The organism is Lentzea sp. NPDC005914 (genome assembly GCF_040629405.1).
Classification (GTDB): Bacteria; Actinomycetota; Actinomycetes; order Mycobacteriales; family Pseudonocardiaceae; genus Lentzea.
The window spans coordinates 79,175-101,596 of the sequence record NZ_JBEXVQ010000034.1 but is presented as its reverse complement, the minus strand read 5'-3'; the positions used below and the strand labels follow the sequence as shown (position 1 = coordinate 101,596).

Below are 22,422 nucleotides of genomic sequence, written 5' to 3'. Positions count from 1 at the left end.
TGTCGGGAGAGTGGATGAGACGTTGGTGGAGACCAATGCTCACCGCGGTGGCACTCGTTGCGGCGGGCGCACTGGTGTACCGGTCGCTGCCGAAGATGTCCGACCTGGTGCCGGTCGTCCGGACGGCCGACGTCGGCTGGCTGGTGGTGGCGCTGGTGGCCGAACTGGTCTCGATGAGGATGTTCGCCCGCCAGCAGTGGTGGCTCCTGCGGGGTTTCGGCGTGTCGCTGATGATCTGGCGGTCGATCGCTGTGACGTACGGGCGTTCGGCCATCGCCATCAGCATGCCGGCGGGGTCGGCGGTCTCGGCCGGGTTCGCCTTCAAGGCGTTCCGCAAGGCGGGGGCGAGCACCGAGGTCGCGGCGACCGTGCTCCTGCTGTCCGGGGTGTTGTCGACGGCGGGGCTGGCATTGCTGTGCCTGTTCGGATTCCTCGTCCTGCTGGCGGAGCACCCGCAGGACACCTGGCAGACGCACCCGGTCGCTTCGGTGGTCGCGGTGACGATGCTGGTCGTCCTGCTGCTGTTCGCGGTCTGGGAGGCGATCGGTCGGCGGGGGCCTGACTCACACGGCGTCCCCGGATCCGAGGACGACTGGACGTCGAGCGGCTGGCGGGCGAGCGCGCGGCACGCGGTGACGGCGATGGTGACCTTGCCGACGCGCTACCGGCGCGGCGCTCTCGTCTTCGCGATGGTCAACTGGCTGGCCGACCTGTGCTGCCTGGCCGCTGTCGCGCAGGCGTTCCACCTGCCGCTGACCTTCTTCGAGGTGGGCTCGGCATACGTGGTCGTCCAACTGGTGCGCCAGGTGCCACTGACGCCCGGTGGGATGGGCGTGATCGAGGCGAGCCTGCTCGCCGGACTGATCGCGGCGGGCGCGCATGAGGCGCCCGCCGCGGCCGTCGTCCTCGGCTACCGGCTGTTCTCCTGCTGGCTGATCATCCCGGCGGGGCTGTTCGCCCTCGCCCTGCTGCGCGTTCGGTCCGCTCGGCATGCGCCGGTCGGTTGAGGCGCACGTGTTTCCAGAGACGGAGCAACCGACGCCTCCAGCAGCGCCAGCATTTCCGGCAGGTCGAAGAACCGCGCCACGTCCAACGCCGACCGAGCCCCGAGCGCAGGATCCGCACCCGCGGCCAGCAGCATCCGCACGGACCGCTCGGAACGGCGGAACACCGCCGCCCCGAGCGCCGTCTGCCCGCGGTCGTTGACCCGCCCGGTGTCCGCGCCGCGCTCCAGCAACGCGGCGACGGTGTCCGGGTGGTCGTGGTAGGCCGCGAGGATCAGCACCGTGTCGCCCGCGCTGTTCGTGAGGTTCACCGGGACGCCCGCGTCGACCGCCTCGGCGAGCCGCTCACCATCACCGGCGCGGGCCAGGTCGAACATCCAGCGCAGGAACGTCAGTTCCTCCTCGGTGAGCGCGCTGGTCATGCGATCGTCGCCGGGAAGCGGTCCCACACCCGGTGGGCGCCGAGCAGGGTCATGAGCTCGGTGAACACCTTCGTCGCGTCGTCCCCGGTCACGATCCCCGCAGCGGCGGCGACACCGGCGGTCTCCACCGCCAGCCGGCCGTCGCCCCACGCGCCGATCGCCTTCGCGTGGCGGTAGCACTCCTCGACCATCAGCAGAACGCGCGGGTCGACCGCGTCGCCCGGCGCGCCCGCCTTCGCGTCCCTCGCCGGCGTCGCGTCCGGGCCGGGCGGTGGGGAGCCCGCCAGCAGCAGGGCGTCGAACTCGATCGAGCGCGCTGTCAGGAACGTGCGCTGGGCGACGAGACCGGAGTCGCCGATCGGGCCACCGGTCGGGGCGATCAGCAACGGCACCATGCCACCGGCGAGGATGGCCTCCCGCACGGTCCGCACACCGTCCAGCGAGGCCGGGTCCACCACGATGCCGATCAGTCGGCCGTTGGTCGGCCAGGTCTGTCCGACCTGGGACAGCGCCGGGCTGGGCATGACCTTCTTCGGGCGCACGGTCGAGGTGGGCGCGGGCAGGCCGAGGCCGCGGGCGACCTCCGCGCACAGCACCGGGTCAACGTTGGCGAGAACCCGCAGCTGTCGTTCCTTGATGGCCTGCTCGTAGCACTTGCCGAGTTCGAAGGTGAACGCGCGCACCAGGTGTTCCTTCTCGACCGGCGAGAGGCTCAGCCAGAACAGCCGCGGTTGCGTGTAGTGGTCGGCGAACGACGCGGGCGACTGCCGCACCTTCACCGACTTCGCCACCGGCTGCGCCACCTCGACGAACGGCCGGTCCTGCGCCTTCGCCTCGAACGGGTTGCCGCCGTCCAGCGTGTTCGGCCGGTACGGCGCGACGCCCGCGTGCACCGCGTGCTGGTGGTACCCGTCGCGGAACATGTCGTTGACCGGCAGGTGCGGGCGGTTGATCGGGATCTGGTTGAAGTTCGGGCCGGCGAGCCTGGTCAGCTGGGTGTCCAGGTAGGAGAACAGCCGGGCCTGGAAGAGCGGGTCGTCGGTGACGTCGATGCCGGGCACCAGGTTGCCGAGGTGGAACGCCACCTGCTCGGTCTCGGCGAAGAAGTTCGTGGTGTTGCGGTTCAGCGTCAGCATCCCGACCGGCTGCACCGGCGCGAGCTCCTCCGGCACGATCTTCGTCGGGTCGAGCAGGTCGATGCCCTCGAACGTCTGCCGCGGCACGTCGGGGAAGACCTGCAGGCCGAGCTCCCACTGCGGGTAGGCGCCGGACTCGATGGAGTCGGCGAGGTCGCGGCGGTGGAAGTCCGGGTCGATGCCGTTGATCATCTGCGCCTCCTCCCACACCAGGGAGTGCACGCCGAGCTTGGGCTTCCAGTGGAACTTCGCGAGCGCGGTCTCGCCGTCCGCGTTGACCAGCCGGAAGGTGTGGACGCCGAAGCCCTCCATCGTCCGGTAGGAGCGCGGGATGCCGCGGTCGGACATGTTCCACATGACGTGGTGGGTGGCTTCGGTGTGCGTGGAGACGAAGTCCCAGAACGTGTCATGCGCGCTCTGCGCCTGCGGGATCTCCCGGTCCGGGTGCGGCTTGCCGGCGTGGATGATGTCCGGGAACTTGATGCCGTCCTGGATGAAGAAGACGGGGATGTTGTTGCCGACGAGGTCGAAGTTGCCTTCCTGCGTGTAGAACTTCGTCGCGAACCCGCGGGTGTCGCGCACGGTGTCGGCCGAGCCGCGCGAGCCCAGCACGGTCGAGAACCGCACGAACACCGGCGTCTCGACGCCGTCGCCGAGGAAAGCGGCCTTGCAGACGTTCGCCGCCGTGCCGTAGCCGACGAACACGCCGTGAGCGCCGTAGCCGCGCGCGTGCACCACGCGCTCCGGGATGCGCTCGTGGTCGAAGTGCATGATCTTCTCGCGCAGGTGGTGGTCCTGCAGCAACGTCGGGCCGCGCTCACCGGCCTTCAGCGAGTGGTCGGTGTCGTACAGCCGGGCTCCGGCCGAGGTGGTGAGGAACTCGCCCTGCTGGGCGTTGGTGGTCTGCGGCGCACCGGTCGGCGCGCCCGTGGGCGACACCGTCTCGGGGCCGGTCTGGTCGGGCTTGGGAGGCAACGGGCCGCGCGGCTCGGTCGGCTCCTCGAGCGACGGCGACTCGCTGTTCGGGGCACCCGGCATAGGCGGGTTCACCATCTCGGTGACCTTGTCGACCGCCTTCTCGAGTGCCGCTTTCACGAGCTTGCCGGGCTTGCGGTTGGCCACTGCATCCTCCTCGGAGCGACGACGTCAGTCAGGCAATACCCGCGTTTTCGTCATCTATGCGTCCCGAACCTCGAGGACGAACCAGTGAGCCCCCTGCATGCCGATCCTCCTCCGTGAGGTCGGGACTATCCGAGGCCCTCGGGTCAGGTGCGTTGCGGCAGTTGGGGGCGTGACGGGCGGATGGTTGGTGTGCAGGCGACGGAACGGCTCGAAGAGCGCGGGGATTTCGTCCTGTGGCACAACGGGACCGGTGTTGGTCACCTCTAGTTCGACCGTGCTGCCGTCGCGGGTGCGGCTGGTGATCGTGACGTGGCCGCCGGGTCCGGTGTGGCAGCCGATGTGGATGCTGTGCCGTGATGAGGTCCGCGTCTCACCACGCAGCGATTTCCCTTGGCGTGCTGAGACAAGCCGAAAGTCCACGTGCCTTTGGGTCATGTTGGCGGGTATGACGCGCTTCCTGTGGTCCTGCCTGAGATGCGGCCGCGCCGAGTCGGATCTCACCCGCCTGCGCTGTCGTGACTGCGCGGGCGGGATCGACGCGATGTACGACCTCGACCGGGTTGTCCTGCGAGGCGGCGTGAGTTCGCTGCACCGCTATGGTGACCTGCTTCCGTTGCAGGAGCCCGGGAACGCCGCATGGCTCGGTGAGGGTGACACGCCCTGTGTGCATGCGGAGGCGCTCGGCCGCAGGCTCGGTACGGACGCGCTCTTCCTCAAGGTGGAGGGCGCGAACCCGTCCCGCAGCACCAAGGACCGGATCGCCACTGTGGGGCTGGCCAGGATGGTCGAGCTCGGCATCACCGAGACCGTGATCTCGTCGACCGGCAACAGCTCCACCGCGTACGCGCTCGCGGCCCAGATGATCGACCGCGTGACGGTCCACATCTTCGTGGGGGAGGCGTTTCTGTCCCGGCTCAGCTACCCCGACCACCCGCGGGTGCGCACGTGGGTCGTGCCCGGCGGGTTCGGCGCTGCCGAGCGGGCGGCGCTCGAATTCGCGCGGGACAACGGGGTGGCCGCCGAGGGCGGGTTCTTCAACCCGGCTCGCCGCGACGGGCTGAAGCTCGCGTACCTCGAGGCGTTCGAGCAGATGCCGGTGGCGCCGCGGTTCGTCTTCCAGGCGGTGAGCAGCGGCATGGGGCTTGTCGGTGGCCACAAGGGTGCGCACGAGTTCCGCCGGCTCGGCTTGTTGCCGCGCGTGCCGTCCTTCGTCGCGGTACAACAGAGCACGTGCGCGCCGATGGTGTCCGCTTGGGCCGGCGGTCGTACCGAGATCGTGCAGGAGGACGTCGTGTCCGAGCCGTGCGGCATCGCGGAGGCCATCCTGCGCGGCGACCCGAGCGCCAGCTACCCGTACGTGGCCCAGCTGTGTCAGGACAGCGGCGGCCGGGTCGTCGCTGTGACCGAGGACGAGATCCGGGCCGTGCGCCGAGCCTTGCTGGACGACGAGGGGCTGTCCGTGTGCGCGGCCAGTGCGGCGGCGCTCGCCGGTGCGGCCGGGATGCTGCGTGACGGCCTCATCGCGCCCGGCGACCCGCTTCTCGTGAACCTGACCGGTGCTGATCGTCCTCTGTGGACCGCACCACGCACGGTGTGCCGTTACGGGGAGCTGGTGCCGCGGTGAGGCGGGTCGTGATCATCGGCGCCGGCGTGCTCGGCGCTGCCACGGCACACCACCTGGCCGGACGGGCGGAGGTCGTGCTGATCGACGAACGGGGCGTCGGCGAGGGCACGACGGCGTGCAGCTTTTCGCGGCTCAGCGCCTGGGGAAAGCGGCCGGACTGGTACTTCCGGCTCAACCACCAGGGCATGCGCGCACACGCCGAACTGGCCGGCGCCTGGTACCACCCGTGCGGCACGCTGCTGACCGGGTCCGCGGCCGACCGGGAACAGGCCGCCCGGCTCGGGTACGCCGTGAGCTGGTCCGATCAGGACGCCCTGCTGCTGCCCGAGGAGGGCTGGGTCGACGCACCGCTGTTCGCCCGATCGATGGCTTCAGGCGTTCCCCTGCTGAATCACCGGGTCATCGGGCTGCGTCCCGGTGCCGTCGAACTGGACGACGGTACCGAGGTGGCCGCGGACGTCGTGGTCAACACGGCCGGCAACGGCGCCCCGGAGATCGCCGCGATGGCCAGGCACGAACTCGAACTGGTGGCCAGCCAGGGCATGCTGGTGGAGCTGGACTTCCCGGCACATCCCTTGCGACACATCGTGCACACCGACGACATCACGGTCCGGCCGGTCGACGCTGACCGGTTGCTGCTGCGGGGCCCTCACGGCGACGCGCACCTCGCGGACGGGGCACCGGAGTTGCTGCGGCTCGCGGAGAAGGTGGTGCCGGCCTTGGCTGCGGCGGAGATCAGCGACGTGCGGATCGGGTCGCGGGTCGTGCCGCGCGGAGGACTGCCGTCGATCGGTGCGGTGCCCGGGATCCGGGGCTACCTGCACGCGGTGGCGCACAGCGGCGTGATCCTCGCGCCGGTTATCGGTGCCCGCCTGGCGGCGCTGGCCGTGGAAATCCCGTGCGAAGTAGGCGTGCACGAGTGACGCGACGACGCGTACCGGCTGGAGAACTCCACACCGTCACGGTGTACCGCATCACCATCGGCGCCCGGACCACGGTGTACGACGTCACCGACGAGGTCACCGGGTTCTACCGAGGTCTGGGCGAGGCGGGCATGGCGGTCTCGGTCCCGATCGAGGAGAAGATCGCGGCCGCGGACTGGGGACTGGCCTTCGGGACCCGTTCGATGCAGGTGGTCCCCGGGAACACCCTGGCAGCGCAAGGGTTTCCGGTCGGAGGACTGAATACGTTCTACCGGTTTTCGTTGGTGAGCGCCGGCATCTGGGCCTACGACGAACACGCGCGGTTGATCGGCGAGCACATCTACGTCGACACCGGATCTGCGGGGGTCTATCCGAGTTTCGTTTCCTGGTTCGTGACAGGGCCGGCCAGTTCACGACGTCGTTCGATTCCGTTCTCGCGGACGCCGCCATCGACGTTGTGAAGATCCCACCGCAATGTCCGCGGGCTAACTGCTACGCGGAACGGTTTGTCGGCACCATTAGACGCGAGCTCACGGATCGGCTGCTGATCATCAGCGAGCGGCACCTGAAGTCAGTGCTGAACCGCTACGTCTCCCACTACAACCACCGGCGACCGCACCGAGCGCTGCACCACACTGCGCCACGACCTGATCACCCGACCAGAGAGCCAGGCTGTAGATCCGTACGTCGTCGGCGAGTGCTTGGCGGCTTGATCAACGAGTAGGAACCTGCAGCAGCGTGATCCGCAGGTCAGGCACGTTGAGCCATGTTTTGGCACCCCACAAGGCAACGCTGCCGAAGCCGTCCCACCAGATTCCCAAGATCGCCTTTGCGTCTGCATCCAAGATCGAGAGATCCTGGCACCGTCTCGTAACCGTGAGGTGGAATAGGTTCGGTAGGCGATCTCCGTCTTCCGTCCACTGTGGACGATTGCATCTCCAACTGGAGCAAAACGGGAGCAGGTCCGTGAACGCTGCGAAATAGGGTCACGCGTTTGCTCCAGTGGTTCAACGCTGAAAAGGGCTTCGGCTTCATCGAGCAAGACGGCGGTGGCGCCGACGTGTTCGTGCGTCACTCGAACATCGCGGCTCAGGGCTTCCGTGAGCTCCAGGAGGGGCCAGAGGGTCTCCTTCGAGATCACGCAGGGCCAGAAGGGCCCGCAGGCAGACAACGTCGTTCCCGCCTGGTCCCTGGTCAGCCGCTGATCGACCAGCGGCATGCGCGGACGAACATCAGTGCCTGCCGGTTGAGTCAACCGGCGGGCACTGCTTGTGGGTTCTTGTTCGCGTGGCCGGTGATCCACGCCGGCTCCTGATCGGCATGGCGAACTGCCTCAGCATCTGTCTCCGCTGGTCTGGTTCAGCAGTTGGGGGCAAGCCTCACTGTGCCGGGTGGCGGAGGGGTGAGCCGGCGTCGTGCAGGTGGCGCAGTACCTGGGCGTAGGAGCTGCGCAGCGTGGTTTTGCTGTAGGGGATGCCGTGCCGGATGCAGAAGTTCTCGACGACGGGTTGCGCGTGCCGCAGGTTGGGGCGGGGCATGTGCGGGTAGAGGTGGTGTTCGATCTGGTGGTTGAGGCCGCCGAGCAGGGCGTCGACCCACCGGCCGCCGGTGACGTTGCGGGAGGTGAGCACCTGCTTGTGGAGGTGATCGAGACGCTGGCCCTCGGTGATGATTGGCATTCCCTTGTGGTTGGGGGCGAAGGAGCAGCCCAGGTAGACACCCATGAGGCCTTGGTGCACCGCGACGAACACGACCGCCTTCGCCGGTGACAGCACGAGGAACACCGCCGCCAGGTAAGCGATCATCGGCAGGATCTGGAGCGCGGCTTCGCGCCACGGGTTGCGCAGTTCGTTGCGGCACAACGCGATGAGACCGGAGACGCGCAGCACGGCGGCTTCCGCGAGCAGGAGCGGGAAGAACAGGAACGCCTGGTGTTTGGTGATCCAGCTGTACAGGCCGCGTTTCTGGGTGGCCTGGGCGCGGCTGAACGCGAGGGCGTGGATCTCGATGTCCGGGTCGTGGTCCTCGTGGTTGGGGTTGGCGTGGTGGCGGTTGTGCTTGGCCACCCACCACTGGTAGCTGATGCCGGTGAGGCTGCCGTGCAGGTGCCCCACGACGTTGTTGTGCCGGTGGCTGCGGAAGATCTGCCGATGCCCGGCGTCGTGCCCGATGAACGCCAGTTGCGTTGAGGCCACGGCCAGGACGGCTGCCGTGACCAGTTGCCACCAGGAGTCGCCCAGGATCGCGAACATCACGGCGATCGCGCCGAGCAACAGCGCGTTGACCGTCATCCGCAGCAGGTAGTAGCCGCGTCGCCGATCCAGCAGGCCGGCGGCCTTGAGTTCCTTGGTGAGGCGGGCGAAGTCGCTGCCGCGAGCTCGGTCATCTGTGTTCGTGAGGGCGTCGTGCGTTGAGGTCATGTACCTGCTCCGGGTAGATGGCTGTGTGGAGCCGTGGTGGGTTTCACTTCTGGGCTTCGGTGTCCAGGCCGGGTTCGTCCGGGCCGGATTCTTCGGGTTGACTGGTGTGCACGTCGGCGGGCAGGACGTGTTCGTCTGCTTCGCTGCGCAGGGAGCGGATCGCCGAGTTGAGCGCCGCCAGCAGGGGAACGGCGAGCAGTGCGCCGGCGATGCCTGCGACGAGCAGTCCGGCCGCGATGGCCAGCACCACCGCGAGTGGGTGCAGTTTGACCGCGCGTCCGAGCAGGAACGGTTGCAGGATGTGGCTTTCCAGCTGGTTCACCGCGATCACGATGATCAGGACGATCGCCGCGGTCAGGGGACCGTTGGCGACGAGTGCGATGAGGACGGCGACGGCACCGGCTACCACCGCGCCGAAGATGGGGACGAACGCGCAGATGAACACCAGCGCGGCGAGTGGAACCGCCAGGGGTACGCGCAGCACGGCCAGTCCGATGCCGATGCCGATCGCGTCCACCACGGCGACGGCTCCGGTCGCGCGGACGTAGCTGACCAGTGCGGCGAGGCTGCGCCTGCCCGCGACGTCGACCCGCCTGCGCGGTCCGTCGGGAACGACACGGATGAGGAACTGCCAGATTCGGGGGCCGTCGTAGAGGAGGAACGCGAGCGTGAACAGCACCAGCAGCATTTCGGCGAGGGTTTCGCCGACTGTCGCGGCGGTGGTGATGGCGCCCGTGGTTATGCCGGACTGGTTGTCCTGCAAGGTTTTTACGATCCGGTCGGCGAAGTCGCGCAGCTGCGTTTCGCTCAGCTGCAGCGGTCCGTTGACGAGCCAGCCGGAGATCGTGTCGATGCTGCGGGCCAGTTGTGCCGCCAGGTCTGGCAGGCCGTTGACGAAGGTCATCACGACGAAGGTGAGCATCCCGCCGAGCAGGAGCAGTCCGCCGACCAGCACGAGAGCGGTGGCGAGACCTCTGGGGACCCGGTGCGCCATCAGGAAACCGACGGCCGGTGCGAGCAAGGCGGCCAGCAGCAGCGCGATCGCGAGCGGCACGGCGAGTGCCGCCAGCCTGCTGAAGATGACGCCGACGACGTAGAGCGCCGCGACCACGACGAGAAAGCGCCAGCTCAACGCTGCACTGACCCGCAGCACAGCGGGAATCGGGCTCCGTTGAGGCGGCACGTCACCGCGGCCGGTGCTCACCACGTCCGCACCTCCAGTGTCGATCTCCGACGCCGGGGCCTGGGATCATCGATGAGTTGGCAGGCTGTCGCCTGCCTCTGTTCGGAGTTCCCCGCCACGCCGGTCACTAACCCGGGCTGGGCCGCTGGGCGTTCGAAGGGTGAGGCCCGCCGTGCACGAGGGTGCTCATCGCGGTCAGGCCGTGCCGGCCCACGACGCTCGATCAACGCACTCGCTCGGGGATGTGGTCCGGCGCGCCCAGCACGTGCACGGCGAGAACCCGCGCGGAGGTGGCTTTGAGCCCGGAGTGCTCGGTCAGAGCGTCCTGAACCAGCTTGACCCTGCACTCGTACGGGGACACGAAGGTCGATGCTGTCATCTCTTCTCACTTTTTCGGCTGTGGTATTCGGGACTGGAGGACTCAGGGAGCGCAGGTCCTCGACGGTGTGCGGCGCGCGTCATCGCCTGGTGTACGGAGGGACGAGCAGCAGTGTGAGACGGTGCCGGTCCGCCGCGATCACGTCGACGGTGGGCGGGCCTGGTCCAGAATCCGTCGAGCGGACCCGGATGCCGTCGGCGGCGATGCTTGCGGGGCGTGGCGTCCCAGTCGCTCAGGTGGTAGTTCACTCCGGGGATCTCACCCAACCGAACGGTCAGCACTGCGAGCAGGGCGAGCAGTTCGGTGGCGAGGTCGTGGGAACGTGGCCACCAGGCGCCGTCGACGTACCCGGTGGCAGGCGCTTACGGCCGCAACCGCAGCCGCAGCGGATACCGGGGCTGCTCGCCGGCGTTGGCCGACCGATGGGGCGATGGACTAGTGAGGGACCGGCGTCATGCCGGACTCCGGTCTCGGCCGGAGAGAACGGCCGGTTCAGGTTTCGCCGAGTACGACCTGGAGCTTGACTGCCCAGGTGCGAGATGTTCTCGGCAAAATCAACCCTACACTGTTCCGCTTGTGATCGCTTGAAATGTCTCACGTTGTTTTGTGGGGCACTTGCGAAGTTTCAGGGGCGACGCCCGCCGATCGGTCCGTTTGCCCTGCTAGATGCCCTATATCGCGTCGGATGCGGGACGGCGCCGTGTCATTCGGCGAGAGGGGGTTGCCGTCGCCGGATTCTCACGTGAATTTCAGGTGATGGTGCACGCGGGTGATATAGAGTGTGAAACAGATTTATTTCGACGTTTCGGGTCTACGGCTGAGACCAGCTTCTGCTCGCTCGTCGGGCAGTTGGTTCGTCTTGGTCATGAGGAGAGATTTCAGTGAGCACCGTCAGCGACAACGCATGAACGCAACTCCCGAAGATGCTTCAGTGATCGCACAGCGATTGCATCTTGCCGCCGGCTTCCAGTCGTCCGAACGCGACTGGGTCGTGGATCGGCTGGCCGCGCTCGGTTCCCGTCTGCGGTCTTACCGCGACGACGAGATCGAACTGGAGATCAGCCTCAAGGACCGCAAGGGCGTCGAGCAGCGCGTCATGCTGCAGTGCTGGATCAACCACGGCCATCGCCTGCACCTCGTCGCCACCTCGTCCCAGCGAGAGCTTCCCGCGGCGCTCAACGAGGTCCGCGACGAACTGATCCGTCAGGTCGACGAGACCAAGACCCGCACCGAGCCGCGCAGCAACCGCGCGCTGCGGTCCGTCCCGACGCCGCCCGAACTCGGCTAGCGGCGCGCGCCGGTCGGTCCGGCAACGCCCGGCACCCGGAGCGCGTGATCCGGATGTGCCATCGAGTGCCCGTGAGGCGAGCGGGCCTGGGCGAGGCACCCTCCGCAACACGACAGCTTTGGTGGGCGAACTCGATTCGATCCCTGCTCGCGATCCGGTCGTGCTCGGCTGTTCGGCTTCGCCCGCTAGGTGCCGCCCACCGATGCTCCATAATGGACAGTAAGTAGGAGGCGGGCATGCCAACAGGTTCGTGTCGTCGTCATCACCAATCGGAGGGCTGCCAGCCGATGATCGCGGCCACGGATACCTGGAACGTGCGGGACATGACACACACCAACTGATCCTTTATGGACTCTCGCGTGTTTGGCCGCGCGGCCAGCTGGAATGCGTCCCACGCACGTGTCTCCGTGGCAGTATTGCGGCGATCTTCGGTGTTGGCGGGAGCGCCGAGATGATCTCGGATCTGCTCTGCACCACTGCAGCGCTGACCGTGCAACGCGGTCCGAGATTGCCACTGAGACCGGATGCGATGTCCGACAGGCACTTCACCGGTTGCTGGCGACCGGTGACAACCGACCCGGCCATCGATGTCCCTGCGCTTGTCACTCCGGCCAAGCGACCCTGGTGACACTCGAGTCGGCCTCAAGACCAGCTCCCGGCTTGTAAAGGCGTCCTGGTCTTCCTGGTCGGTGCCGCTCACCCGCTCGAGGTCGTCGGAACCGCGGGCGACGACATAGCCGAGCCGACACGGCGTGGTCCGCGTGACCAGGACGGTCGTCGCCTCGGCGAAGGCGACCTGGGGCGGGGTTGACGTGGGCGGGCAGCCCGGTGACGGATTCCTGGGCGGCTGTCTTCACCGCGTCGAGCCGACTGGGCGCGATGTCGGTCGCATCCATGGACAACCACTCGTCCCAGGCGTGGGCTGCCTGGTGGTCACGAATGGCGGTGACGTGGGAGGACTACGCACAGCGGGTGTTCTGGCGGCCAGCCGCAAAAGTGATCGACGCCGTCGGTGGTACAGGCGATCGGGCCGGCGATTCGCGGGTCCGCGAGTCGCCGGTGGCCTCGTTGTGTTCAACCGATGCGGGTGATGTGGTTACGGTGGCCCCAACTGCTCGGAGGTTGCCGTGGATGGCGATGTGTTGCGACCGGGTGATGTCCTGGCGGCGGCCGAGAGCGCACCGCCGGTGCAGTCGGTTGAGGTCGTTGCGCGGGACCTGGCGAAGCGGTTCGAGGCCGTCGACGTGTCGTTCCTGTTGATCGACGTCGGTGATGAGCGGCTCGTGCGGCTGACCTCGACCACGTGGGACCACGGCGGGGGTGGCGCGGAGAGCGTTGATCTGCGGGACAGTGTCTACGAGGAGGTGCTGCGCACCCAGCGGCCGTGGCACGAGCAGGACGACGGCGGGATGCGGGTGGTGCTGCCGGTGACCAACCGCGGCGACTGCGTGGGCGTGCTGGAGGTGACCGTGCCCTCGCTCGACGAGGAGGTATTGGCGCAGCTGGGCGAAGCAGCGCACGCACTGGCCTATGTCATCGTCACCGATCGGCGCTTCACCGACCTCTACCACTCCGGCAGGCGCACCACGACGATGAGCCTGGCGGCGGAGATCCAGCACCAGCTGCTGCCCACGGCGTCCTGCTGCGAGGCTGCCCAGTTCACCGTCGCCGGCGCCTTGGTGCCGGCTCACGACATCGGCGGCGACACCTATGACTACTCCCTGGACCGCGACGCCCTGCACCTGTCGATCACCGATGCCGTCGGTCATGACGTGGCCTCGGCGTTGACCGCGACTCTGCTGGTCGGTGCGCTGCGCAGAGCCCGGCGGGCCGGCGACGACCTGGCGGAGCAGGCACAGCAAGCCAACCACGCCCTGCTGGACCACCGCCTGGGATCACTGGCGACCGGACTACTGGTGCGCGTGGACCTGCACACCGGAGCGGTCGAGCTGGTCAACGCCGGTCACCCCGTACCGCTGCTGCTGCGCAACGGCGTGGTGGAGCCGCTCGAGCTGAAGATCGATCTGCTCTTCGGAGTCAAGCCGTACCCCTACCGCGTGCAACGACTGGACTTGCGCCCCGGAGATCGACTGGTGCTGCTCACCGACGGCATGTTCGAACGCGACGCCGAAGCCGTCGACCTGCCCGTGCTGCTCCGCAGCACCGAAGCACTGCACCCCAGGGAGGTGGTACGGGCGACGACCAGGGCGGTGAGGCGGGCTTACCGTGATCACCTCCAGGACGACGCCACCGTGCTCTGCCTGGACTGGCATGGAATCGGCCACACCGAACGCCACGCAGACAACGGCGCCGACACGGACGCCGCCTCGCCCTCGCGCCCGACCAGTCCACCTGCTCAACCGGGCGAACATCCTGTCCAGGATCATCAGCGAAGTCGCTGACGACCGGACGAGGATGCGCGAGCCCGTAGCTTCGACTGCTCGCGCATCCGGAACTACCGAGCGCTTGGACGGTGGTCTTGGCGCTCACACGCCTCGCAACGGCGGGTACGGCTCGCCTGGCGGGTGCGGAGGCGCCGCCTGTGTGGTGTGACTTCTGGCTTCGTCGAGCTGGTCTTCCAGGGTGACGATCCGGCAGGCGGCATCCAGGCCGATGCCCTCGTCGAGCAGGGTGCGAACGCGGGCCGCCAGGCGCAGCTGGTAGCGGGAATAGCGGCGATGCCCGCCGGCGGAGCGCTGGGGCTCGATCAGCTTCTGCTCGTCGAGGCTGCGCAGAAAAGCCGCGGTGGTACCGAGCATCTCGGCGGCCCGGCCCATGGTGTAGGCGGGGTAGTGGTCGTCATCGAGGTTCTCGGCCGCGGTCTGCGGTTCGGCGAGTTCCGGTCGGTGTGTCTCTGGGGTCATCGCGCCTCCACATCACGAGGGGCCCCGATGCGTAGTAGCACCGGGGCCCCAAGGGTGTATGGGTTTCACTTCCATCAATCGACCGTGAGGCCGTCTTACCTTTCCGCGTGACCCCGCACCAGAGGCGGGAACTGCGGGGATCGTTGCTCGTGCTTAACCGAAGACCACCCGCCAATCTCGATGGAACCGCGGTACCTGCCCGGCGAACGTAAGCCGGAGACAGGCGATCCGATGGTGTGCAACCCTTCCCTTCTCCTCTGCTACCCGTCTTTCTGCTTCTTACGTGATCGTCGGCACCGGACTTCTTGCACAGACCGGTTCAACCTCGCCGACTGGATTCGGTGTCTGGCGGAGCCCGTTCTACAGATCGGCTCCGCCAAACACCGCCGTGCACTTGCATCTGTATTGCGTGTTGCACTTGCTGCTTCATGCGACTGTCGGCGCCGGGTCGTGCGTACTGCGGTCGTGCTTCCGGCATTGCCTTGCCGACTGTCCTTGGTCGCCCCGCCAGAACCCCTTACCATTGATCGGCTCCGGCGCGCCCAACCGTCCTGCACTGACTCACGGGCAGTTCGTCATCTCCCGTGTCGATATGACGTTCTCTCTGTCGCGACCTGCCGAACAGTACACACAGCCAGAGGCGAATGTCTACCTCAGCCACTACAGATTTACTCGACCTGGTGACACAGGCATGCTGACCTGCGGCGTTCGAGGGGGATCTGACACGACTCGCCCTCTGCCTGGTCAAGGCAGCGAGTTGCTCGACGGCAGCACCGAACGAGTGCCTCACGAGCGGACGATCGCAGTTGCTCGGACAGGCCGCTGCGGCGGGTGGAAGCACGATCGCCCGGCTGTTGGCAAGCAGTTATCTCAATGTCGGGGCCGGTGGATCGAGATCCAGAGCTTTCCGGCCCCCTGGTCGCGACCGGACGTGACGATCGGGCCGACCACGGCCTGACCGATGGCGCCGAGAACGCGTACCTGGTTGCTGTCGCCAGGGGCAACGGCACGGCGATGAACAACTTCGCGTTGTTTCCGGCCGAACAGGCCCGCCTCGATGACGGTGTGGGGATGTTCGAGCGTGCCATCGAGCTGGGCGACACACTGGTGCCCGTCAACCCAGCCCGTACGCATCTGCACGCCAGGCGCGACAGCGCTGCCGCACTCGCCTTGGGTGAGCGGTATCTCGACGAAGCGAGGCCGACGATCTACTTGCGTGCTCGCCGAGGTCCACGCCGAACTCGGGCGCTTGGACGAGGCGGGACAACTGCCGCATGCTCATCGACTCGGACGCCCAGCAGGCGCACATCGATAGCCCACGTTCCTACACCGTCACCGGGAAGGCCCGTGGGCGGCCGAACACGAGTACCGGCTGGCCGAGGAACTCGGCCAGCTGCCGACGTGCTCGAGCGGGCCGCCTCGTTGGGCGATCTCGACGCTTGACACTCGACAACTACTGGACACCGAGTCAAACTCGCTGCGGATTCGTCGGCTCGACTGGGCGCATCTCAGTCGAGGAATTCCCTGCGGCCTGCATCAACTGCGGCGCAGTATCAGCTCCAGGGTGCCCGGCTGTTCGAACCACGGGGTTCAGACCGCGCTCCTGGTGTCCTTCGGTGCGTCAACCGGTTCACGGAACAGGCCGGTGTAGGACCGCTGGTCCTCACCGGGCGGCAGGCCAGACGCCGTGTCGGGGCGATCCGTGTCCGGGTGACTGAAAAGCGAAACGTACTGGGTTTGCATGGGGATCCGACTTTCTTTGCGTCCTGTGCGTGCTCATGGCGAGTGGTGCTGGGGCCGGGGCAGCCGCACGGCGCTTGAGGTCCGGGGAAGGTCTGACGAAATCAGGCCCCGATGACGTCAACGGTACACCGCGTCCGGCGTGAGGGGCCGAGATTGCCTGCAAGGGTCGTCCATGGACCAGATAGTTCGGCGATCGCGCCGGCGGGCAACAACGACGACGTTGCGTGTGGTCTTGGGTCCAGGCGGATCGCTGCCGGAGATCGCAGCGGTACTCGAACGAGCGCCCGTGGGCTTCGCGGCAGTGGACGAACGGTTGCGGTTCCTCTACCCCAACCCGCGTGCGCGTCGGTGCACGGCCTGGCCATACGTGACTGCGTCGCGTGCACGATGAAACAAGTCGGTCCACCGTACCTACGCGGCTACGGTTCAACCCCTCATCGTCGAGGTGCTCAGGACCGGCGCCCAGGTCGAGATCCGTAGTCGTATCGGGGACATTGTCTCAATCTCCGGCTTCTCCCACCGCAGCCGCGCCGCGGACAACGACGCCGCCGGAATCGTGTGTGATCAACTCCAACACCTGCTCGGTCCCACTCATTGCCGCATCCCTGGCAGCCGCATGGGCCATAGATCCCAGAAGATCCGCTGGTGTAGCATGGTGTCATCAGTCATGGCTCCGAGGTACCAGTCGCCCGTGATCCCAGGTCACGGGCGTTTTGCTGTTCGGCATCTCCGTGAGCCACGGCCGATCATTTCCGGCTCCCGCGAGGTGCGGGTGCCACCACATGCTTGGAGAAGACATGGCCACCGGAACCGTCAAGTGGTTCAACGCCGAAAAGGGCTTCGGCTTCATCGAACAGGACGGCGGCGGCGCAGACGTCTTCGCCCACTACTCGAACATCGCCGCCCAGGGCTTCCGCGAGCTCCAGGAAGGCCAGAAGGTCTCCTTCGACATCGCACAGGGCCAGAAGGGCCCGCAGGCGGAGAACATCGTCCCCGCCTAAGTCCCCCTTGCCCGCCGCTGATCCAGCGGCGGGCACACGGACACCAGGCCCGGCCAGATCATCCATCCGGCCGGGCTTTGTCCTGCATGGATGTTCCACAGCGGGCATGCGTGCGCCGTACTCGATGAGCACTTCAGCCGATGAAGCACAGTTTCACGGTTACAACGCCACCAGCCGCGCTGTCGACTACGCCGTCCACATGGCGCCCAACCGTTCTCTCACCTTGTTGCGGACTGTCGCATTCTGCGGTGCGATCACCACACAGACGCCAACAGCCCGGCTGGACCGCAATCTCGGCAACGCGCTGCGCTTCTATCTGATTGCTGTGGCACCCCTCCTCGTCCTGGCGGATCAGTGCGCAACGCCTTGTGATGCACACCGAGTTCGAAGTCAAGAACATCGCCACGGCTACCACTACCGAGGTGGACGGCATCGTGGTCACGCGTGTTGCCGGAGAGGTCGACATGTCCAGCGTCGACGTGGTCGGTACAGAGGTGACCAAACAGCTGGACCTGCGTCCGGCTGCGCTGGTGCTCGATCTCAGCGCGCTGACGTTCCTCGTGTCGTCCGGCCTCACCATGCTGATCGAGAAGCAGCGACACGCGCAGGCGATCGGAGCTGAGTTCATCGTCGTGGCCGGCCAGAACATCGTGCTCAAGCCGCTGGAGATCGCGGGTATCCGCGACTTGCTCACGGTGTGCCGGAGCTGCCGGAAGCGATCCGGTTGCTGCGGAGACATCCGGCGAGCGAGTAGCCGGCCGTCGTGGGAGAAGGCGCCTGCGGTGGGCGGCTGCACGTCATTCTGGCAGGGAAACGTGAGCCCATACGGTCTTGCCGATCGACCGCCTGACCATTCCCCAACTCGTGGCGAAATGCTCTACGAGCCGGAGTCCGTGTCCACGGGTCTCTTCGAGCCGCGATCGCCCCGGCACAGGTGGGTAGGGCGAGACATCATCGACCTCGACGCGAACCAGATTCGCTTGCGGAAACCGCCACAGGCGGATCTGGCAGGGAAACCAGGCGTGCTCGTAGGCGTTGGTCATGAGTTCAGTGGCGATCAGCAGCACTGCGTGCAATTGACGCGATGGCAGGCAGGCCAAGCATTCGGCGATCCGGTGCCGAACCGCTGCCAGCGGTGGCGGACGGGTATCCAGGTCGATCACCACGATCGGTGGGTCAGCGGTGACTTCTTCGCGCTTTGCCATCGGATCGTGTCCTCTCGCCTGAAGACGTTCGTCTAGGGGCGATACCCCCAGCGGGGGACACGAAACAGGTGGTGCTGGTGTGCGGCGACTGCACTGCGCGAACATTACCGCGTCCTCTGCCCACAAGGCGAAGTGCATGTCAGAGACGGTCACCGAGCCGATGCAGCCCCGCCCGCGGGCGGGGAATTGGCGTCGCACGGGCGCGCCTCAACGGATCCGCCATGCTCATGCGGAGGCGCGTCCCTGTGATGTCCACCGCCGACATCGAGGATCCAACCGCGTGGGCGATGAACGAGCAAGTCGACGAGGCAGACATCGTTGGGGACCGGGTGATGTGCCGGCGGCCGAGTGTGCACCGCCTGTGGAGTCGGTCGAGGTCGTCGCGCGTGATCTTGCGAAGCGGTTCGAATCCTTCCATGTGTCGTTCCTGCTGGTCGACCTCGTCGAGAACAGCTGTGGCTGACCTCGTCTGCGCAGGCCCCGGACGGGCGCGGCGCGGACAGGTCAACCAGCACTGCTGGACCACGGCCGGGATCGCTGGCGACCGGGCTGCTGCTGCGCGTGGGCCTGCATGGGGGAGGGGTCGAACTGGTGAACGCCGGACATCCAGCACCGCTGCTGCGCGACGGTGTGGTGGAGCTGGTCGAGCTGCAGGTCGACGTCCTCTTTGGCGTTGTCCCGCACCAGTACCGGGTGCAGCGGCTGGACCTGCGCCTGGGGACCGGCTGGTGTTGTTCACCGACTGCGTGTTCGAACGCGACGCCGCCGTGGACCTGGCCGCTCAAAAAGATGTTTAGCGCGTTCGCGGCCACTGGGCATGCACGGAAGAGGTAACGTCCGAGCTGTGCGCCCCGGAGGCAGCGCATTCTCGGGCGGAGAAGGTGGAGGACCCAGCGTGACCACCACTGACTTCGATGCCTGGAGAGTCCCGCCGGCGGGTCCGTTCGTGCATCCGGCCCTGTTCTACGCGTCGGACGAGGAGTATCTGGCGGCGCTCGTGCCGTTCATCGCTGAGGGCGTGATCCGCGATCAGCCGGTCGCCGTGGCGGTTCCCGCCGCGCGCCTGGAGATGCTGCGCTCCGCCGCGGACGACGTGGCGGACAGGGTGACGTGGGTGGACATGACCCAGGCCGGCCGCAACCCCGGGCGAATCATCCCGTTGGTGCTGCGCCAGTTCGCCGACGCGCACCCGGACCGGCACGCGTACATCGTCGGCGAACCGATCTGGCCCGGCCGTACCGCCACCGAGTACCCGGCCTGCGCGCAACACGAAGCGTTGATCAACCACGCGTTCGCCGGGCGGGATGTCACCATCCTGTGCCCGTACGACACCACCGGTCTGGAAGATCACGTGGTTGCCGATGCGCGTGTTACCCATCCTGTGGTGTGGGAGCCGAACCGCCGGTATTCCAGCGATGTCTACGCGCCTGACGAGGTGGTGGCCCGCTACAACCAGCCCCTGCCAGAGCCGCCGGACGTGGACGAGTTCCCGGTCACCGAGCCGACCCAACTCCATGCCGTCCGCCACTGGGCCGCCGAACGGGGCCGTGGGCACGGACTCGACGCCGACCGGATCGCGGACCTGGAGTACATTGCCACCGAACTGGTCACCAACAGCCTCGTGCACACGCCCGGCGGATGCCGGCTGCGACTGTGGCGCCACGACAACCACGTGGTCTGCGAGGTCCGCGACACCGGACAGCTGACCGACCCCCTCGCCGGACGCAGACCCCGGCCAGCCGGACTGCGCGGCGGACGAGGCGTGCTCCTGGTCAACCAGTTCGCCGACCTCGTCCGCATCCACGCGACCCCGCACGGCACCACCATCTACGCCCTGCTCCGCCCGTCAGCCGGGACCACCTCAGGCGACTAGGCCACCCGCGAAGCCCACGAGTGCTCGTTCGAGTACCGCCGTGATCTCCAGGAGCGATCCGCCGGAACCCGCAAGACCACGCGCAACGTCGATGGTGCCCGCTGGCCCACTGTCGAGGAGCTCCGCGGCTTTCCCTCCACGAACCACACAGCTGGTCGTTCCTCGTGTCTCACCACACAGGCCCGGCTCCGAATCCCTTGTCATGGCACTACTTCCGCCATTCTCAGTTCCGTCTGGGAGTGCGGGTGAACACAGTGTTCCGTCTGACGGCGGATCACCTCAGATCCGCAGAGGACTCTCCCTTGCCCACTCCCAAGGCCGCGGGAGCGGTAGAGCACCGCACGCGCCACAAGATGACGAGTATCATTGACATCATCGGGGCCTGAGTTCGTCAGATGTTCCCCGAACCCCTAGCGCCGTGCGGCTGCTCCGGCTCCACTCGCCGTGAGCACACACAGGACGCAGAGAAAGCACAGGGCCGCCGTGTTGCCTGGGTTGGATGTGCTGCGGTGCAGGTCGGCAGAGCAGGCGTTCCCAGCGTCATATGGCCGGGCCATAGCCGCCCCACTTCATGTTTTCTCGCTCAGTTCTTGTGACGCGCGGGTCGCCTGATTCCGAGACAGCAGCTGGATGATCGCCGACGGCAGCATCAGGTCCCCTTTGGACCCGCGTTGCGCCGGGCATCCCTTCGTCCCGTCGGTTGTTCGAGGTGTAGTTAGGAACGCCGAGTTGTTGCTCTCCAGCTGACGGCACTGGTCGGACAGAGACGGGCCACCGTCGTGAGTGCAGTGCGTGGAGGACTTCGCATCCGATGCTGTCGGCGTGGGCAACAGCCTTACAACAGCGCTCACCGCGTCGTGCAAGCTGACCTGGTGTCCAAGCGCTCGTCGGCGAGCTGGATCGGCGGCGCCGCGACCGTGGCATCGGCGGACACCGTCGCGTACTTCACCTCGACCAGCAACGACGGTGCCGACGCCCACGCCGTGCGGCTGAACCACAGCTGACAGCGTGACGGTCGGGCGGCCGGGCGGTCCGCCCGCACCTGCGCTTCACTCCCTGGGCCCGGTCGCCGAATCACCCAACCGTGCACGGGTTCCCTGGATCTGGAGGCGGGCGAGAGGGCTCCGGTTTCTCGTACCAGAGGATGTAGTCAGCCTTCGCTTTCGTGCCGATCAGAGTGATCAGGCGGACGTGCGACTTCGGCGGAGTGTCCTGGGTGAGGTGCGTCATGGACGCCGCTGACTGCGGGCTTGTTCGGTGGCGAACTCGAACGCGCCAAGGAAGCGGTAGCTGGCTACTCGGAGACCTTCGACAAGGTCTCGAACCGCATGTGGTGAGACTCCTTCGTCGCGGCTCAGCAAGCTCGCGCAGTCGCAAGACGTGAAACGGCACGAAGTGGTCGACGAGGTGGGCCTTCCGTGGGCGGCCTTTGGCACAGCCGATCTCGTAGCTCGTCACCGCGCATCCGACGCCGGCCTGGACTGTGCGGCAGGCGAGGAACCTGGCTGACGAGCTCCGATGGCGTCGACTCGGGGCAGGTGACGATCTCCAGGCGCGCTCGCGTCGAGGAAGGTCTGCACCCCGAGAAGCATCTCGGCTGGCAACTCAGCCGTGTCTCACCACACGACTGAGCTGTCGGCGGTCAGAGCGAGCCCCAGGACTGATCAACATCCCGGGTGTCGGGAACGTGGTGAAACGGCACCCGACGGGTGGATGCCTCCACGTGCGTGCCCGGCTACCCGTGCCGATACCGGGCAAACGGATGCCGTGGCACGCGACCTCGGCGATGTGCTCAGCTGACCGCTGGTCCCGATTCGCTCGATCCCGACAGTTCCTTGATGAATTCGTGGCACTGCTTGGCGCGTGCGGAGTCCTCTTCCATGACGCGGCGGAAGAAGTCGGAGATGTCCTGGCGACCCGCGTTGTCGGCGTCACGGACGTACTGGCCGTAGTCGTGCCCTGCCTTGAGCGCGTGGTACTGCACGGAGATCAGGTCGTAGGTGACGTCGTCGAAGCCGGTCTCACCGGTTGCCATCGCTACCTCCCGTGGTTGTCGGTACGGAGGTGGTACCCGCGCAAATCGAGGGTATTCCGGGCACTCGTGCTCAAGAGAGGCCGGAACATGAACACAGCAGGGAAAGCGCTTCTAGCCGTAGGTGTGGTGACCGCGGCCGCGGTGGTCAGGCGACGTCGGCGTGCTTCGGACGACAAGTCGTCCGACCGTTGGCTGGTTGT

21 protein-coding genes and 3 pseudogenes are annotated in these 22,422 nt (G+C 67.1%); 13 read left to right on the top strand and 11 right to left on the bottom strand.

Annotated elements, in window-relative coordinates:
* Positions 1-35: 35 nt before the first annotated feature.
* On the top strand, positions 36-1,007 hold the full coding sequence (locus ABZ345_RS36580; protein ID WP_359859111.1) for a lysylphosphatidylglycerol synthase transmembrane domain-containing protein: 972 nt from the start codon (positions 36-38) through the stop codon (positions 1,005-1,007).
* Here the strand turns inward: ABZ345_RS36580 and ABZ345_RS36575 are convergent.
* From ABZ345_RS36575 to ABZ345_RS36565, 3 genes are read right to left on the bottom strand one after another with little or no spacing between them, the layout of a single operon-like run.
* Positions 911-1,426, bottom strand: coding sequence for an ankyrin repeat domain-containing protein (locus ABZ345_RS36575; protein WP_359859110.1), 516 nt, complete (start codon positions 1,424-1,426; stop codon positions 911-913). The two genes, ABZ345_RS36580 and ABZ345_RS36575, sit on opposite strands and share 97 nt — an antisense overlap.
* Positions 1,423-3,684 (bottom strand): catalase, encoded by a 2,262-nt coding sequence (locus ABZ345_RS36570; RefSeq protein WP_359859108.1) that lies wholly within the window; start codon positions 3,682-3,684, stop codon positions 1,423-1,425. The genes ABZ345_RS36575 and ABZ345_RS36570 overlap by 4 nt, the downstream gene beginning before the upstream one ends.
* A 54-nt stretch (positions 3,685-3,738) precedes the next feature.
* Positions 3,739-4,119, bottom strand: coding sequence for an ATP-binding protein (locus ABZ345_RS36565; protein ID WP_359859106.1), 381 nt, complete (start codon positions 4,117-4,119; stop codon positions 3,739-3,741).
* 10 nt (positions 4,120-4,129) lie between these two features.
* Here ABZ345_RS36565 and ABZ345_RS36560 point away from each other — a divergent pair, with 10 nt between their 5' ends.
* The 5 genes and pseudogenes from ABZ345_RS36560 (at position 4,130) to ABZ345_RS36540 (ending at position 7,436) form a co-directional block, all read left to right on the top strand.
* Positions 4,130-5,308, top strand: coding sequence for a pyridoxal-phosphate dependent enzyme (locus ABZ345_RS36560; protein WP_359859104.1), 1,179 nt, complete (start codon positions 4,130-4,132; stop codon positions 5,306-5,308).
* The gene (locus tag ABZ345_RS36555; protein ID WP_359859102.1) at positions 5,305-6,231 is read left to right on the top strand and encodes an FAD-dependent oxidoreductase; all 927 of its coding nucleotides are present in this window, start codon (positions 5,305-5,307) and stop codon (positions 6,229-6,231) included. Before ABZ345_RS36560 ends, ABZ345_RS36555 begins: the two co-directional genes overlap by 4 nt.
* Positions 6,232-6,305: 74 nt before the next feature.
* The gene (locus ABZ345_RS36550) at positions 6,306-6,692 is read left to right on the top strand and encodes a hypothetical protein (RefSeq protein WP_359859100.1); all 387 of its coding nucleotides are present in this window, start codon (positions 6,306-6,308) and stop codon (positions 6,690-6,692) included.
* On the top strand, positions 6,689-6,955 hold the full coding sequence (locus ABZ345_RS36545) for an integrase core domain-containing protein (RefSeq protein ID WP_359859098.1): 267 nt from the start codon (positions 6,689-6,691) through the stop codon (positions 6,953-6,955). The genes ABZ345_RS36550 and ABZ345_RS36545 overlap by 4 nt, the downstream gene beginning before the upstream one ends.
* A gap of 270 nt (positions 6,956-7,225) precedes the next feature.
* Positions 7,226-7,436, top strand: a pseudogene (locus tag ABZ345_RS36540) (cold-shock protein).
* Between the two features lie 174 nt (positions 7,437-7,610).
* Here ABZ345_RS36540 and ABZ345_RS36535 read toward each other — a convergent pair.
* The 4 genes and pseudogenes from ABZ345_RS36535 to ABZ345_RS36520 form a co-directional block, all read right to left on the bottom strand.
* The gene (locus ABZ345_RS36535) at positions 7,611-8,651 is read right to left on the bottom strand and encodes an acyl-CoA desaturase (RefSeq protein ID WP_359859096.1); all 1,041 of its coding nucleotides are present in this window, start codon (positions 8,649-8,651) and stop codon (positions 7,611-7,613) included.
* A 43-nt stretch (positions 8,652-8,694) separates the two neighbouring features.
* Positions 8,695-9,858, bottom strand: a complete 1,164-nt coding sequence (locus tag ABZ345_RS36530; protein ID WP_359859094.1) for an AI-2E family transporter — start codon at positions 9,856-9,858, stop codon at positions 8,695-8,697.
* A 199-nt stretch (positions 9,859-10,057) separates the two neighbouring features.
* Positions 10,058-10,213: a DUF6307 family protein gene (locus tag ABZ345_RS36525; RefSeq protein WP_359859092.1), complete on the bottom strand. Its 156-nt coding sequence runs from the start codon at positions 10,211-10,213 to the stop codon at positions 10,058-10,060.
* Positions 10,210-10,557, bottom strand: a pseudogene (locus tag ABZ345_RS36520) (DUF5994 family protein); the annotation flags it as partial. The gene ABZ345_RS36525 and the pseudogene ABZ345_RS36520, both read right to left, overlap by 4 nt.
* A 587-nt stretch (positions 10,558-11,144) precedes the next feature.
* On the opposite strand from ABZ345_RS36520, the gene ABZ345_RS36515 reads away from it, so the two are divergent.
* On the top strand, positions 11,145-11,501 hold the full coding sequence (locus ABZ345_RS36515; protein WP_359859090.1) for an HPF/RaiA family ribosome-associated protein: 357 nt from the start codon (positions 11,145-11,147) through the stop codon (positions 11,499-11,501).
* Between the two features lie 1,127 nt (positions 11,502-12,628).
* Positions 12,629-13,903 (top strand): PP2C family protein-serine/threonine phosphatase, encoded by a 1,275-nt coding sequence (locus tag ABZ345_RS36510; RefSeq protein ID WP_359859088.1) that lies wholly within the window; start codon positions 12,629-12,631, stop codon positions 13,901-13,903.
* Positions 13,904-13,987: 84 nt separating this feature from the next.
* Here ABZ345_RS36510 and ABZ345_RS36505 read toward each other — a convergent pair whose 3' ends face one another.
* Both ABZ345_RS36505 and ABZ345_RS36500 read right to left on the bottom strand, forming a co-directional pair.
* Positions 13,988-14,365: a MerR family transcriptional regulator gene (locus ABZ345_RS36505; RefSeq protein WP_359859086.1), complete on the bottom strand. Its 378-nt coding sequence runs from the start codon at positions 14,363-14,365 to the stop codon at positions 13,988-13,990.
* 870 nt (positions 14,366-15,235) lie between these two features.
* Positions 15,236-15,505, bottom strand: coding sequence for a hypothetical protein (locus ABZ345_RS36500; protein ID WP_359859084.1), 270 nt, complete (start codon positions 15,503-15,505; stop codon positions 15,236-15,238).
* A gap of 1,400 nt (positions 15,506-16,905) precedes the next feature.
* Here ABZ345_RS36500 and ABZ345_RS36495 point away from each other — a divergent pair.
* Together ABZ345_RS36495 and ABZ345_RS36490 are read left to right on the top strand one after the other, a co-directional pair.
* On the top strand, positions 16,906-17,109 hold the full coding sequence (locus ABZ345_RS36495; RefSeq protein ID WP_359859082.1) for a cold-shock protein: 204 nt from the start codon (positions 16,906-16,908) through the stop codon (positions 17,107-17,109).
* A 371-nt stretch (positions 17,110-17,480) separates the two neighbouring features.
* Positions 17,481-17,804: pseudogene (locus ABZ345_RS36490) on the top strand (STAS domain-containing protein); the annotation flags it as partial.
* Positions 17,805-17,906: 102 nt separating this feature from the next.
* Here the strand turns inward: ABZ345_RS36490 and ABZ345_RS36485 are convergent.
* Positions 17,907-18,314 (bottom strand): ATP-binding protein, encoded by a 408-nt coding sequence (locus tag ABZ345_RS36485; RefSeq protein WP_359859150.1) that lies wholly within the window; start codon positions 18,312-18,314, stop codon positions 17,907-17,909.
* Between the two features lie 561 nt (positions 18,315-18,875).
* Here ABZ345_RS36485 and ABZ345_RS36480 point away from each other — a divergent pair.
* From ABZ345_RS36480 to ABZ345_RS36470, 3 genes are all read left to right on the top strand, one after another.
* Positions 18,876-19,148, top strand: coding sequence for a hypothetical protein (locus tag ABZ345_RS36480; RefSeq protein WP_359859080.1), 273 nt, complete (start codon positions 18,876-18,878; stop codon positions 19,146-19,148).
* 61 nt (positions 19,149-19,209) lie between these two features.
* The gene (locus tag ABZ345_RS36475) at positions 19,210-20,187 is read left to right on the top strand and encodes a sensor histidine kinase (protein ID WP_359859078.1); all 978 of its coding nucleotides are present in this window, start codon (positions 19,210-19,212) and stop codon (positions 20,185-20,187) included.
* An 872-nt stretch (positions 20,188-21,059) separates the two neighbouring features.
* Positions 21,060-21,191 (top strand): hypothetical protein, encoded by a 132-nt coding sequence (locus ABZ345_RS36470; protein ID WP_359859076.1) that lies wholly within the window; start codon positions 21,060-21,062, stop codon positions 21,189-21,191.
* A gap of 788 nt (positions 21,192-21,979) precedes the next feature.
* Here the strand turns inward: ABZ345_RS36470 and ABZ345_RS36465 are convergent.
* Positions 21,980-22,222 carry an acyl carrier protein gene (locus ABZ345_RS36465; protein WP_359859074.1) on the bottom strand — a complete coding sequence of 81 codons (243 nt, stop codon included), beginning with the start codon at positions 22,220-22,222 and terminating at the stop codon, positions 21,980-21,982.
* Positions 22,223-22,422: the final 200 nt, after the last annotated feature.